Annotated in this window: 15 protein-coding genes; 12 read left to right on the top strand and 3 right to left on the bottom strand. The window is 52.5% G+C overall.

All coding sequences use genetic code 11. The annotated features are described in order from the left end of the window. Positions 1 to 71: 71 nt before the first annotated feature. Positions 72 to 1,364, bottom strand: a complete 1,293-nt coding sequence (locus I8J30_RS07115; protein ID WP_338044843.1) for a BaiN/RdsA family NAD(P)/FAD-dependent oxidoreductase — start codon at positions 1,362 to 1,364, stop codon at positions 72 to 74. Positions 1,365 to 1,598: 234 nt separating this feature from the next. Between I8J30_RS07115 and I8J30_RS07110 the strand changes: the two genes are divergently transcribed. The 6 genes from I8J30_RS07110 (at position 1,599) to nadE (ending at position 5,935) form a co-directional block, all read left to right on the top strand. Next, entirely contained in the window at positions 1,599 to 3,290 is a 1,692-nt protein-coding gene (locus I8J30_RS07110; protein ID WP_210656691.1) for a two-component system sensor histidine kinase NtrB, read from the top strand. Between the two features lie 13 nt (positions 3,291 to 3,303). After that, positions 3,304 to 3,975, top strand: coding sequence for a hypothetical protein (locus I8J30_RS07105; protein WP_210656689.1), 672 nt, complete (start codon positions 3,304 to 3,306; stop codon positions 3,973 to 3,975). Positions 3,976 to 4,016: 41 nt separating this feature from the next. Then, positions 4,017 to 4,154 carry a hypothetical protein gene (locus tag I8J30_RS07100; protein ID WP_177245916.1) on the top strand — a complete coding sequence of 46 codons (138 nt, stop codon included), beginning with the start codon at positions 4,017 to 4,019 and terminating at the stop codon, positions 4,152 to 4,154. Between the two features lie 12 nt (positions 4,155 to 4,166). Then, the gene (locus I8J30_RS07095) at positions 4,167 to 4,559 is read left to right on the top strand and encodes a DUF3905 domain-containing protein (RefSeq protein WP_210656687.1); all 393 of its coding nucleotides are present in this window, start codon (positions 4,167 to 4,169) and stop codon (positions 4,557 to 4,559) included. Positions 4,560 to 4,669: 110 nt separating this feature from the next. Continuing rightward, positions 4,670 to 5,104, top strand: a complete 435-nt coding sequence (locus I8J30_RS07090; RefSeq protein WP_091221603.1) for a BrxA/BrxB family bacilliredoxin — start codon at positions 4,670 to 4,672, stop codon at positions 5,102 to 5,104. A gap of 21 nt (positions 5,105 to 5,125) precedes the next feature. Then, complete coding sequence (nadE, locus tag I8J30_RS07085) at positions 5,126 to 5,935, top strand: ammonia-dependent NAD(+) synthetase (protein WP_210656685.1); 810 nt, start codon at positions 5,126 to 5,128, stop codon at positions 5,933 to 5,935. A 617-nt stretch (positions 5,936 to 6,552) separates the two neighbouring features. On the opposite strand, the gene I8J30_RS07080 is transcribed toward nadE, so the two are convergent. Then, positions 6,553 to 7,233 carry a DNA-binding response regulator gene (locus tag I8J30_RS07080; RefSeq protein WP_240547895.1) on the bottom strand — a complete coding sequence of 227 codons (681 nt, stop codon included), beginning with the start codon at positions 7,231 to 7,233 and terminating at the stop codon, positions 6,553 to 6,555. 291 nt (positions 7,234 to 7,524) lie between these two features. On the opposite strand from I8J30_RS07080, the gene I8J30_RS07075 reads away from it, so the two are divergent. The 4 genes from I8J30_RS07075 to I8J30_RS07060 all read left to right on the top strand — a co-directional run bounded on the left by I8J30_RS07075 (position 7,525) and on the right by I8J30_RS07060 (position 10,184). Then, the gene (locus I8J30_RS07075) at positions 7,525 to 8,634 is read left to right on the top strand and encodes an SGNH/GDSL hydrolase family protein (protein ID WP_210656683.1); all 1,110 of its coding nucleotides are present in this window, start codon (positions 7,525 to 7,527) and stop codon (positions 8,632 to 8,634) included. 24 nt (positions 8,635 to 8,658) lie between these two features. Beyond that, positions 8,659 to 9,441, top strand: a complete 783-nt coding sequence (gene modA / locus I8J30_RS07070) for a molybdate ABC transporter substrate-binding protein (RefSeq protein WP_210656681.1) — start codon at positions 8,659 to 8,661, stop codon at positions 9,439 to 9,441. 35 nt (positions 9,442 to 9,476) lie between these two features. After that, positions 9,477 to 9,872 (top strand): holo-ACP synthase, encoded by a 396-nt coding sequence (acpS, locus tag I8J30_RS07065; RefSeq protein WP_210656678.1) that lies wholly within the window; start codon positions 9,477 to 9,479, stop codon positions 9,870 to 9,872. Between the two features lie 84 nt (positions 9,873 to 9,956). Next, positions 9,957 to 10,184, top strand: coding sequence for a hypothetical protein (locus tag I8J30_RS07060; protein ID WP_210656676.1), 228 nt, complete (start codon positions 9,957 to 9,959; stop codon positions 10,182 to 10,184). Positions 10,185 to 10,256: 72 nt separating this feature from the next. Here the strand turns inward: I8J30_RS07060 and I8J30_RS07055 are convergent, their stop codons facing one another. After that, complete coding sequence (locus I8J30_RS07055) at positions 10,257 to 10,601, bottom strand: c-type cytochrome (RefSeq protein ID WP_210656674.1); 345 nt, start codon at positions 10,599 to 10,601, stop codon at positions 10,257 to 10,259. Between the two features lie 173 nt (positions 10,602 to 10,774). On the opposite strand from I8J30_RS07055, the gene I8J30_RS07050 reads away from it, so the two are divergent. After that, positions 10,775 to 11,611 carry an AraC family transcriptional regulator gene (locus I8J30_RS07050; protein ID WP_210656673.1) on the top strand — a complete coding sequence of 279 codons (837 nt, stop codon included), beginning with the start codon at positions 10,775 to 10,777 and terminating at the stop codon, positions 11,609 to 11,611. Between the two features lie 33 nt (positions 11,612 to 11,644). After that, positions 11,645 to 12,976, top strand: a complete 1,332-nt coding sequence (mutY, locus tag I8J30_RS07045; RefSeq protein WP_240547894.1) for an A/G-specific adenine glycosylase — start codon at positions 11,645 to 11,647, stop codon at positions 12,974 to 12,976. Positions 12,977 to 12,983: the final 7 nt, after the last annotated feature.

Raw genomic sequence — 12,983 nt, 5'->3', positions numbered from 1 at the left:
GTCGGCAAACTTAAAAAATGGTGGCAATAGGGTTTTCCCTTATCGCCACCATTTTTTGATGAGAAAACAATCTATACGCTTGCACCGGTTTGCATCGCGGCATGACTGCCCGCAGTGTAGCCGGTCGAGAAAGCAGCCGTGATATTGTAGCCGCCCGTGTAGCCATGGATATCCAATATCTCGCCGCAGAAGTACAGCCCTTCCTTGCACTTGGACTGCATCGTCTTCGGATCGATTTCTTTGAGATTCACGCCGCCGCCCGTAACGAAAGCTTCCTCGATCGAAAGTGTTCCGTTCACGTAGATAGGGAATGCTCTCATCAGCTTGCTGAGCTCGCGCCACTCTAGTTTAGGAATATTATCATAGGTGACATAGGGATCCAGCGTGGTACGTCCGAGCACAATCGGCAGAATCCGTTCCGGCATGTAGCTTTTGAGCACATTAACAATGGCTTTCTTGGATTCCGATTTCGCCGCAGTCAACGTTTGATTGTAGAGCTCCTCTACGCTTAAGTCCGGGAAGAAGTCGATCGTCAGCTGAACAGGAGCTTTGGTTTTTACCCGCTGCTTCACGACGAATTGACTGCAGCGCAGCACAATCGGCCCGGAAATGCCAAAGTGCGTAAACAGCATATCGCCTCGATGCGTAATGATAGATTTGCCTTTCTCATTGTGCACGCTAAGTGCGACGTCTCTTAGAGCAAGTCCTTGAATCTCCCGTTTCACGATAAAATCTTCCTTTGACGTCAGCGGTACCTCGGTCGGGAATAACGGCGTGATCGTATGGCCGGCTGCTTCCGCCCATGCGTAACCATCTCCGGTCGAGCCTGTGTGCGGCACCGATTTGCCGCCGACCGCGACGATAACGGCGTTACCTTCAATTCGTTTGCCGCTGGCAAGCTTAACGCCAAGCACCTTCTCTTCATCATAGAGCACACTGGCAACCGGGGAGTTGACAAGCAAGTCTACTTCGTAGCGTTTCACTTGGCCCACCAAGGCATCGACTACCGTTTTCGCTTTGTCCGAAACGGGGAACATGCGGCCGTTATCTTCCTCCTTAAGTGCGATGCCGAGCCCTTCGAAGAACTCGATGATCTGTTTATTGGAGAAATTGCTCAGCGCGCTATGCAGGAATCGACCGTTGCCGGGGATGTTTTTGATCAGCTCGTCGGTATCTTTATTGTTCGTCACATTGCAGCGTCCGCCGCCGGAGATGCCGAGCTTGCGCCCCAGCTTGTCTCCTTTATCGAGCAGCAATATTCGGGCACCGAGCTTGCCGGCTGCTACGGCAGCCATCAGACCGGCAGAGCCTGCACCGACAATGATAATATCATAGGGTTTCATTTCTACTATTCCGCCTTTTATGGAGTGGAACAATGTCCACGAGAGTTTCGCTAATTATTTACTGAATATAACTGCAATTTACCGTTAATTATCATACTACCCCGAACATGCCGCGTCTACTCGTTAGTAAGTTTTAAAACTACCATTTAGAAACGTTGTAAATTTCCAAGACCTATGTTTTAATCGGATTAACAGGTTTTCTCTATTACATATACTGGGTTTCTAGGCGCTAGTAGGAAGGTGGGACTTGTTTTTGTGTGGAAGCTTATTCTCCTGCAAATTATCGTAGCTTTAATGCCCGTATTCGCCTTTCAAGTTTGGTACGATTATTCGAAACCGCGCAAAAATATTCCCATCATTCTCATCCTCATTTGTGGAGTCTGCGTCCTTCTTGGGCTGGAGGTCTGTGTTGAAATCAAAGAGTTCTACTTAGATTACCATTATGCACCTCTTCTGGTCGGATCGTTGTACGGCGGTATAGGCGTGTTGATCCCATTAGCGACCATATTCATCGTAGCGGAACTGTATATGATGGATGGATTCTGGGTTTGGATCGATGCTGTCGGCATGCTGCTGCTGCTATTCCCCATTATTTACAAATACCACAAAGGCTTCCTGAACTTCTCCAGACAACGCAAGCTTAAGATCGTGATGGCTTCGACTGCCGTCATTTTATTGATTCGCGCAAGCGCCTTCATTTACTATGATTGGGCCGAACGACCAGACCTGAGCCCAACTGACCTCTTCTACTTCATCGGCCATGAGCTTCTCTACTTTTTGGTGATGTGGATGATGCTGACCTTTGCAGAGAATTTCATCCGCAGGCAGATGACCGCATACGAGCTCAATGGCATTTCCAACAACTACCGCATTGAGGTTCAGAAGCTTCAGCAATTTATCGATGAAACGCCGCTCGGCGTCATCTTCGTCGATCAGCAGGGAACGATAACCCATATCAACGAAATGGCGATTCATCTCTTGCGTGATAAAGTAGGGGGCAAACGGCGTCACGAGCTGCTCGGCCAGCCGTTTACCATCATGTACGATCATATCGAGAAGGATGTCCTTGGCAGGCTGCTCTATCAGGCACTCAATGGGCATCGTCTGACGACGGAATACGTGCAGGAGCAGGGCAAAATGTACGTCAACTCCGGCATCTGCGTACGCGATATGCAAAATAACGAAATTATCGGAGCCGCTCTCATCGCACACGATATAACAGAGCTTAGCCGTCTGCGCGACGAGATTGGGCGGATGGAACGCTTAAGCTTGGTCGGTCAGATGGCGGCAAGCATTACCCATGAAATCCGCAACCCGATGGCTGTTATCCGGGGCTTCGTGCAATTAATGCGGGAGCGCAGCCCGGAGCATCAACAGGAATATTTCCGCATTGTAATGGACGAGCTCGATCGAGCGAACAGTATTATTAACGACTTTCTTTCCTTGGCTCAGAATCGGATCATTGAGAAAGAAAGCTGCTCCCTGCATGATATCCTAAACGAGATCATGCCGCTGCTCTGGGCAGATGCCAATTTGCGAGGACAGTCCATTGAGCTGCGTTTGGCGGAGAGAATTCCGGCTTTAATGTTGAATGAGAAAGAGATGAAGCAGCTGATCTTGAACCTGGCCCGCAACGGGATGGAGGCCATGGATCAGCATGGCGTATTGACGATCCAGACCGAATCGCATACGGATTATGTGGAGCTTCGAGTAAACGATAACGGCAGCGGCATTCCGAAAGAAAAGCTGGAACGGCTGTTTGAACCCTTCTTCACGACAAAATCCCGCGGTACAGGCCTTGGCTTACCGCTATGTCTGAGTATTATCGAGCGTCACGGCGGCGGCATTCAAGTGGACTCCGAAGAAGGAATCGGTACGACGTTCATCGTCAAGATCGACAGAAGCCGCAATCATAATGAAGCCGCCGCTGCGCTAAGCAGCTACTAAGGAGAAACCGAACATGTCTGAAGCGATCGAAATCGGTCCTTTACGTCTGGATGCGATGCTGCTGGCGGGTCTTCTATCTGCGGCAGTTGGACTGGCCCTCTTTAAGTTTTGGATTTCGCGTTCATCCCTTCAAAATGAAACCAATTGGCTGGATATCGGATTGAATGCCGTTATTTGCACGATTATCGGCTGGAAGCTGGCTTTTCTTATCCGAGATCCGGAGATACTCTGGGAACGGCCAAGTGCACTGCTGCTCGTTCGCGGCAGTGGGGTTGATACGGCTTTTGGCTTTGTTCTTGCTTGCGCGTATATCGGATACGCAGGCCGGAAACGTAAAATCCCGCTTAAGAAACAGCTGGATGTGTGGCCTTATGCGATTTTGCCCGGCTGCTTCGTGTGGACGCTTGTAACGGATTTTCCTTACGGGATCCCTTATGCGCTGCTGATCGCTTGCGTGTACGGCGTTTTGTTTCGCACCGGCGCTTCGAGTCGAATCGGGAGCGGGGAGTCAGCATCGATCAGTCTGCTTGGAACAGGTATAGGCGGATTGTCTGTTAGTTTGTTTGCTGTCTATCATCCCGGGACTTTGCCGGCGTTGACCTTAGGTTTGACGACGCTGCAATGGCTGTTTATCGCGTTGTCGTTTATCGGTATTTTCATGCCCCGGAAGGTACGGATAAGCTGATTGTCCCCCGCGCATACTAGCGGTGGAAGGGGGTGCCAGCATTGGGAAACAAACAAAAGCAGCACAATGCCGGGGCACAGGATGCCGCAGCAAGCAACAAGCAGCGCAGCAGCGGTAAAGCTCCGGAATCGGAAGGTTACGACAAGAAATTAGACGGCCCTAATCGCCCTGCGGACTAAGGGGGACTTAGTATGAGCAAGGATAAAGAGCGGGATTTGGATTCCCATCCGCTTGCTTTCAGCAAGGATGATCCGGATTTGGATCCTTTTGAAATCAACTTTCTGCCTCAGTTTCGCGATAATCGTGGGCCTCGGGGACCGTTTGTGAACAGCAGCGGCGTCGTTATCGGCGATCATAACTATGAATCGCCGAATTCTCCGCTCAATCAGTGGACGGAGGAAACGGATCCGGCCGTTATGGCGGGCAGCGAGTGGGTGCATCCGTTTAAGGATATCGGTTTTCTGACAAGCGAGAACCGGGATTATTTTGAACAAGGGATCCTTCCGCAAGGCGGCATTTTTCTGCATGAAGATAAGAATGCGGCTTCCGGAATCGCGGAGAATGAGCCTGCTGAGGATAAGTAAAGCGGTAAACAGGAAGCAATCGGGCGCGGGTCCGGTTGCTTTTTCTTTGCTTTCAAATTGAGCGGGGCGTATAATAGAAAGAAAAATGAACTTTTAAGGAGCGATTATTCATGTCGATGTCTTTTGAAAAATACATGGTGGATATGGTGCAGCCAATGCGCGATGACCTAACTCGAATCGGAATTGAGGAGCTTCGTACACCTGACGAGGTTGCTGCTAAATTGACGGATTCCAAGGGAACTGCGCTTGTTGTCGTGAACTCCGTTTGCGGCTGTGCTGCAGGACAATGCCGTCCGGGCGTAGCGCAAGCGTTGCAGCATGACATCACCCCGGATCACCTGTACACGGTATTTGCCGGCCAAGATAAAGAAGCAACTGCGAAAGCGCGTGAATTCTTCGCGCCATACCCGCCGTCTTCGCCATCCATCGCATTGATGAAAGACGGAGAACTCGTTCATTTCATTGAACGCCATCAAATCGAGAACCGTTCGGCTGCTGACATTGCTGCAGATTTGACATCTGCTTTCGAGCGTTTCTGCCGTTAAGAGGTGTAAGGAGACATGGGGATGAGCTTGCAGGACGAAATCATTAAGCAATTGGGCGTAAAGCCTGAAATCGATCCAGAGCAGGAAATTCGCCGTCGCGTTGATTTCCTCAAGGAATACGTGCGCAAGTCCGGCACGACGGGGCTGCTCATTGCGATCAGCGGCGGGATCGACAGCGCGGTAGCAACAGGTCTCTGCAAGAAAGCAACAGATGAATTGTCCGCTGAGACGGGCAAAGAATATATGACACTAGGCGTGTTTCAGCCTTACGGTGATCAGGTCGATATTGCAGACAGCTACGCGGTTGCGGAAGCGTTCAATCTGAAATATCGCGTCGAAACCAACATTCAAGAGGCCGTCGATGAGATTGCCCTTGAAGTGGAACACAGCATGAAGTCGATCGGCATTTCGCGCCACATCAGCCGCGGGGGCAAAGGCAACGTGAAAGCCCGCACCCGCATGGTGACGCAATATGCGCTCGCATTCGAGCTGAACCTGCTGGTGGTGGGGACTGACCATGCATCCGAAGCGGTCACCGGCTTCTACACCAAATGGGGCGACGGCGCGGTCGATATTACGCCGCTCACGTCCTTGAACAAGCGGCAAGTCCGCCAGCTGGCAGCTGCTCTCGGCGTACCGGGCGCAGTCGTCACCAAGGCACCGACTGCCGGCCTCTGGGACGGCCAAACCGACGAGAACGAGCTCGGCATCACTTACGATGACAACAGCTCCTACCTCGAAGGCAAACAAATCGACGATGCTACTCGGGAGAAGCTCGAGAAGCAATTCATCAAAACCGCCCACAAACGTGACCCGATTCCGGGTATCTAATGCAAAAACCGCCCCGCCGATTCTCGGCGGGGCGGTTTTTGCTTCAACATTCAAACTAACTCCAGCCTCCCGTTCCGGTTGATGAGAGTTGCCCAAACCGACTCTCACCGCCAAAACCAAGAGAAAATGCAGTTGAGAGTAGGAAAATCCGACTCTCAGCGTCCAAACTAATCCCAGATCCCCGTCCCGGTAGGTGAGAGTCGCAAAATGGAACTCTCAGCACCAAAACCAACCCCAGATTCCCCGTCCTGGTAGCTGAGAGTCGCAAAAACCGATTCTCACCACCAAAACCAAGAGAAAATGCAGCTGAGAGTAGAAAAATCCGACTCTCAGCGTCCAAACCAACCCCAGATTCCCCGTCCTGGTAGCTGAGAGTCGCAAAAACCGATTCTCACCGCCAAAACCAAGAGAAAATGCAGCTGAGAGTAGAAAAATCCGACTCTCAGCGTCCAAACTAACCCCAGATTCCCCGTCCTGGTAGCTGAGAGTCGCGAAAACCGACTCTCACCGCTAAAACCAAGAGAAAATGCAGCTGAGAGTAGAAAAATCCGACTCTCAGCGTCCAAACTAACCCCAGATCCCCCGACCCAGGTGGTGAGAGTCGCGAAAACCGACTCTCACCGCCGATCCCCTAATTGTTCACGATTGATGAGGAAGCTGCGAATCGTCTTGGTGCCTTTGCCAGCTGGGCGCAGAAGATTGTTAAGCAGCATCTGATGTAGTAGATGATAAGCTTTCTCCCTACTAATCTGCAACAACTCCATCACATCCCTCGGTCGCAATGGCCGATTTAAGCGTAGGCCGTAGCGAAGTACCTCCGCCTCGAGCAGCTCCGACGCTCCGCGCGGGCGTCCGCGGTGGTAGACGCCACCAAGCCAGCAGCCCATAAACTGCTGGAGAATTTGCTCACACATGCGCGGACGTTCAGCGATGTCATCGTAGGAGAAGCGAAGGAGCTGCCAGCCGTCGATGATGAGATGGTTTTGGCGCATTAAGGAGTCGGAGAATTGCCAACGGCTGACTTTGGCCGAATGGGGGCCATACCCGTCGATTTCGATGGCCAGCTTGATCGGTTCTCGAATGTAAGCAAAGTCCAAATACCGCGAACCATCCTTGAAATCAGCCACCTCGTATTCACCGAATAAATGATCGAAACTCCGAATTGCCGGATACCACACTTGCTGCAGAAACAGTCGCTCCGAATGGCCCTGGCCCTCCTCTAGCCTGTGTCTTCCTTCCCCCTTCTGCACCAGCAACTGACGCTCCATCCATAGTTGATACGCAGCTTGAAACGACATTCCACTCATCCTCCCTCGAAATGAACATAAAAAAACCGCCACAATCGGACAGACGCGTCCAATCGAGCGGTGTGTGCTTCACAACCTAATGATTTGCTATGATGATTGTAGCATGGCATTATAACTATCACAAAGGTTTCGAGACGAAGTTTTATAAGCATTTCGCCATGAAACTACACAGGACAAGTGGTATGATAAGGAAAGCAACGCAAATCATCATGGATATGCAGCAGCACCGCGGGTCGAAGTTGGATGAGTTTAAATGAACCTCATGGGGAGGAAGTTCAACGAATGAATGCAGCCGTGTGGAAACATCGCAATCCATTAGTACATACGCGCAAGGCACTGTCGGAGGGACGATTGACGGTTGGTTTTATCGGCGGTTCGATTACAGATGCGCGCACGCGGCACAATTGGCCGGAGCCCGTCATTGCCTGGCTGGTCGAGCACTACCCCGAAGCAAGAATTGTCGTTGAAAATGCGGCGATCGGCGCAACCGGCAGCGAGCTTGCCGTATTTCGTGCAAAACGCGATCTTATCGATCGTGGCTGCCAGCTCGTGTTTATCGATTATGCCGTAAATGATTTCGGCGATCCATCGGATCAAAGAAGACGCACAAGAGAAGGGTTACTCCGGAAGCTGCTTGCGGATGGAGACCGCGATATCGTGCTCGCACATACGTTTATGCTGGCGATGTATGCGGTAATGAGCGAAGGTGGCGTGCCCGATTCGATCGCCGAGCTGGAAGAGCTCGCCGATTACTACGGGACAGGCTCGGTATGGATGGGACTGTACGCGCTTGAAGAAGTCCGCAAAGGCCGGATGCGCTGGGAAGAGTGGCTGCCGGACGGCTTGCATCCAACCCACAGAGGCAGCTTAAGCTACGGGCAGAGCATTATCGCTTTTCTGGAGAAAGAGCTGCTGGGGGAGGCGACCACAGCTGCACGTGCCGCCCCTGGCTCGGCGAACGAGCCCCTTCCTGCACCGCTGCATCCGCAGCACTGGGGAGCCGCGGAACTGCTGCCGCTCGCGCAAGTACAAACCGAAGGCCCATGGGCCATCCGTCGCTGGCCGTTCTATGAATGGATCGACCAAGTGCTGGAGACGGCGGCAGTAGGCGCGAAGCTGTCCTTTACTTTCGAAGGACGCGGATTGTCGCTGGGGTTTGATTTTGGCAAAATGTCGTCCGAATTTCGTTACCGTATTGACGGTGGAGACTGGGTGGCCATGTCGCGCGAGCGCCCGGATTGGTGCGGGGATGACGGCTGGTATCGAGCCTGCTTCCTAGGCGATGAGCTGCCGCAGGGCACTCACAAATTGGAGCTGGAAGTCACGCACGGCGACGGTCCGGAATGCAAGGGGACGAACTTTAGATTGGCACATATCGGCGTTATCCGCTAGCGTGTGTGTATCCCGGAGATGAACATGAACAGATCGTATCGATTAGCTAGATTGCTCATTATCATACTGCTGAGCGTAAGCTTGTCTTCCTGCAGCAAACCACCCAAGCAACCGGTTGAGCTAACCGTATCGGCCGCAGCGAGCTTGAAGGACGCGCTCACCGAACTGAAAACGACCTACGAAGAGCAGCACGATGTGCGAATCACGTACAATTTCGGAGCATCGGGTGCACTGCAGCAGCAGATTGAGCAAGGAGCTCCGGTGGACCTGTACATTTCCGCGGGTCAGAATCAGATGGAGGCCCTCCGGAACAAGGGACTGGTAGGCGTAAGTCCGATTTTGCTGCGAAACGAGCTGGTCTTGATTGTGCCCAAGAAGCCCAATGATGCAACATCAGCAAAGCCTTCCGAGCTCGCTGAATTAACCGATGCCTCCTACAAAACCATTGCGATCGGCGCGCCCGAGAGCGTTCCCGTCGGAAGTTACACGAAGCAGTCGCTGGCAGACGCGGACATTTGGGACGAGATCGAGCCTAAAGTGGTGTTTGCAAAGGATGTGAGGCAGGTGCTGTCCTACGTAGAGACGGGCAACGCGGACGCGGGTTTCGTCTATTTGACGGATGCGAGGACATCGACCAAAGTCACGATCGCATTAACGGTAGCCGCTGAAACGCATAAGCCTATCGTGTATCCGGCAACGGTTGTGAAGGAAACGAAGCATCAAGAGGAAGCTTTGGAGCTGTTAGGTTTTCTGCAAAGCGAAGAGGCAGGAAGAGTGTGGAAAAAATATGGATTCATCCTGCCCTAGTGCAGAAACATTCACAAGTAAGGCGGTAGACGGCAGTGATTATCGGAATTGGGCATGACATTTCATCGCTTGAGCGAATGGACAAAATGATACAAGGCGATAGCGGCGCCAAGTTTATGCGCCGAATTCTGACCGAACGCGAGCTGGAGCTTGCCGAAGCGGCTGGCGGGAAACGGCTGGTGGAGTTTACGGCCGGCCGGTTTGCGGTGAAGGAAGCGGTATCCAAGGCGTTTGGCTGCGGGATTGGAAGCAAGCTTTCTTTTCGCGATATCGAAGTGGGTCGACATGAAAGCGGGAAGCCGGTGTGCCGATTGACGGCCGGTGCTTGGGAACGGCTTGGCTTGATGCAAGCGAAGACGACTATCCATGTCACGATCACGCATGATCAGTCGCTGGCTTCGGCGTTTGCGATTGTGGAACGGCTGGATTGAAAACGGATGCATAGCATCGTCACCATTTGCCCATAATTGGAATATACCAATAGGGATTAAACAGGGTAGAGGGACGGTGGAAGTATGACGGCTCACTCTGAACGAGACGACAAGCGCTATTATAGAAGCGGAGAGCTTGTTCCGACCGATGGTGTGTACGGTGATGCTTGGGGCAGCATGCTGCCGCTGATTGCCGGCGATCTGTTTCCGGCTCATCCGAAGATGGGCGCATCCAAATGGTTCTATGAAAGCACGTTGTCATCCGGTTTGCCCCAGATGCGTATCGGTAAGCGAAAAACTCGCGAATCATAAATAAAAGACCCACTGCTCAAACAGCATCATGCGCTATGCATGCATCCGCTGTAGTAAGCAAGGGTCTTTTTATTATTTCTTGGCACTTAACCAACCAGCCAGCTCCTGCACTTCGTCCGGAGTAAGCTTTCCGGAGAAGGCAGGCATACCGCCGCCGCCTTTATTAATTTGAGCTGTAATTTGCTCCTTCGTCATTCGTTTGCCGACATGCTGCAGGTTGGTTGCAGCGCCCATCCGGCCTTGCAGCTCCGATCCATGGCAGGAGATGCAATTGGATTTATATACCTTGGGCACGTTTGAGGCCGAAGTCGAAGTCGGTGAGGACGAGCCGCAGCCTGCCAGAAGAATCACAATAAGCAAGGCAAGCAGCGGGAAAAAGCGTGCAAAATCAATGTTTTGGCTGGTAGAAGAGCGCATAGGCTGGCGTATTCCTCCTCCTGTTGATGGACTTATTATTGAATTTTTGGTCGATGAATCCGGGAAAGCATGGGCTGTACGTAGGTGTTCATTTGGTCAAAGAGTGCGCTATAATAGGGAAATGCGCGTACACTCGCAAAATCTGAAAAGTGGGAGACGCAGGTGAAAATAGAATGAAACACACCTACAAGACGATCATACAGAATTATTTTCACCGCTTTCAAGCGGATGTAACCATAGCAGCATTCTCTGCGCCTAAGAACGGACAGGCCATGGAGCAAGTTTCAGAATTTTACAGGCTCTGGTTTATTATAGAGGGTGAAGGCGAGCTGATGCAAAGCGGACGCTTGTATCATACAAAACCCGGACAGCTGCTGCTGCTGCCTCCCGGTAAGCAATCGTTTAATACAGGATCAGCGCCGAATGCGGTATACTGGTGCAATTTTCGAGCCTCCATCGGGGATATGGAAATATTCGATCTGCTTAAGCTGCCGATCATCGTAGAGCCGAAGGAGCAGGTTCAACTGCGGATGTTGTTTGAACGATTGATCGACGTCTACAGATCGTCGATGATTACACGGGAGCTGCGCATTCGGGCAGCTTTGTTTGATATTATGGCTATTTATTTGGAATACGGCGGCATAAGCGAAGAGTCGCTTCAACAGGTCGAACCGCTTGAGAAAATCGACCGTGTGCTGGACTATATCGAGCTCAATCTGTCCGAACAGATCGGCGTGGAAGATTTGGCCAGACTCGCATATCTCCACCCGAATTATTTTATCGGCTATTTCAAAAATATCGTCGGTTACGCACCTACTCAGTACGTGAACATGCGCCGCGTGGAGCGGGCCAAGCAGCTGCTGGAGAAGCCGGATTGCAATATTTCGGAGGTTGCCCAGCAGGTTGGGATGCAGAATCATTATTTATCGCGGATGTTCAAGCAGTATACGGGCGTAACGCCGAGCCGCTATCGGCAAATTTACTTAAGCAAAAAACAGAATAAATCTTAAAAGTTGTGTTGGGCTGAGAGGATGAAAACAATCATGGAGTCGGAGGCTTCCCGATATTTCAGTATCGAACTGCTGAAGTGGTATTTAGCAAATAAGCGTGTTTTGCCGTGGCGAATGAACCGTGATCCTTACCGAGTATGGGTCTCTGAAATTATGCTGCAGCAAACGCGAGTGGATACGGTGATTCCGTATTATGAACGGTTTATGGAGAAATTCCCGACAGCGGCTGCGCTTGCGGAAGCCCCGGAACCCGAGGTGTTGAAATGCTGGGAAGGGCTCGGCTATTATTCGCGGGCTCGGAATTTGCAGGCCGGGGCGCGCGAAGTTCTAAGCCTTCACGGAGGCGTCGTGCCGGACAATAAAGAAGCGGTAGCTGCATTGCGCGGAGTCGGACCGTATACGACAGGTGCGATTATGAGCATCGCGTTCAATCGGCCGGAGCCGGCGGTGGACGGCAATGTCATGCGCGTGCTGTCCCGCTATTTCTGCCTAGAGGAAGATATTGCGAAGCCGTCCACGCGGATCGGCATCGAGAAGCTGGCCGCATCGCTGATTCCCGAAGGATCAGCGGGAGACTTTAACCAAGCGCTCATGGAACTCGGAGCGCTGGTGTGCACACCGAAGTCACCGGGCTGTCTTACTTGCCCGGTCATGATGCACTGCGAAGGCAGGATGGCTGGGAAAGAGCATATCCTGCCGATCAAGACGAAGGCGAAGCTGCCGCGGCCGGAAACGCGGCTTGCCGCCATTATTACGGGCAGCGGCGCGCATGAAGGCAAGCTGCTCGTGCGGCAGCGGCCGGAGAGCGGCTTGCTCGCCCAGATGTGGGAGCTGCCGCATGTGCTCGCGCTGCCCGGGGAAGGCGGCGTTGCGAAGCGCAAAGGCCGCGGCAAAGCTGCCGCTGCAGCAGCGACTGCGTCGGCCGAGCTCGAAACCGCAGCGGCTTCCATCGCAGAGGCGGCAGCACCGGCAGGCGTCGGCAGCTTGATGGACCGCCACGCGGCCCAAGCCGATTATCTGAGCCGCATGTTATCGGCGGAGGAAGGTTTGCTTGTCAGGCCGACAAGCTGGTGGGGCGAAACCGAGCATGTATTCAGCCACATCGTGTGGGACATGCAGGTATTCCGCGCGGAATTCGGATTCTGGCAGCAGCAAGCCGGGGCTGACAATGTCGATGATGCTGCCGTTGCAGATGAGTCAGCCTCCGCAGTACAATTAGCCGCGGAAACTGCCCCCGTATACGGGCTGCCCGAAGGTAAAGCACCGGCCAACTATCGCTGGATCGGGCCTGAACAGATGAAGGAGCTTGCGTTCCCGAACGTATTTGTCCGTATTTTGCGAGATTATTGGCAGGGTTTGGATTGATTTTCGC

Source organism: Paenibacillus lignilyticus, from assembly GCF_017942085.1.
Classification (GTDB): domain Bacteria; phylum Bacillota; class Bacilli; order Paenibacillales; family Paenibacillaceae; genus Paenibacillus_Z; species Paenibacillus_Z lignilyticus.
This window is presented reverse-complemented; position numbering and strand designations above follow the sequence as displayed.

Excerpts from the sequence above, each read along its gene's own strand:
- I8J30_RS07105 (WP_210656689.1), top strand. The coding sequence starts at position 3,304 with ATGTCTGAAGCGATCGAAATCGGTCCTTTACGTCTGGATGCGATGCTG.
- I8J30_RS07095 (WP_210656687.1), top strand. The coding sequence starts at position 4,167 with ATGAGCAAGGATAAAGAGCGGGATTTGGATTCCCATCCGCTTGCTTTC.
- I8J30_RS07090 (WP_091221603.1), top strand. The coding sequence starts at position 4,670 with ATGTCGATGTCTTTTGAAAAATACATGGTGGATATGGTGCAGCCAATG.
- nadE (WP_210656685.1), top strand. The coding sequence starts at position 5,126 with ATGAGCTTGCAGGACGAAATCATTAAGCAATTGGGCGTAAAGCCTGAA.
- I8J30_RS07080 (WP_240547895.1), bottom strand. The coding sequence starts at position 7,233 with ATGTCGTTTCAAGCTGCGTATCAACTATGGATGGAGCGTCAGTTGCTG.
- I8J30_RS07075 (WP_210656683.1), top strand. The coding sequence starts at position 7,525 with ATGAATGCAGCCGTGTGGAAACATCGCAATCCATTAGTACATACGCGC.
- modA (WP_210656681.1), top strand. The coding sequence starts at position 8,659 with ATGAACAGATCGTATCGATTAGCTAGATTGCTCATTATCATACTGCTG.
- I8J30_RS07060 (WP_210656676.1), top strand. The coding sequence starts at position 9,957 with ATGACGGCTCACTCTGAACGAGACGACAAGCGCTATTATAGAAGCGGA.
- I8J30_RS07055 (WP_210656674.1), bottom strand. The coding sequence starts at position 10,601 with ATGCGCTCTTCTACCAGCCAAAACATTGATTTTGCACGCTTTTTCCCG.
- I8J30_RS07050 (WP_210656673.1), top strand. The coding sequence starts at position 10,775 with ATGAAACACACCTACAAGACGATCATACAGAATTATTTTCACCGCTTT.
- mutY (WP_240547894.1), top strand. The coding sequence starts at position 11,645 with ATGGAGTCGGAGGCTTCCCGATATTTCAGTATCGAACTGCTGAAGTGG.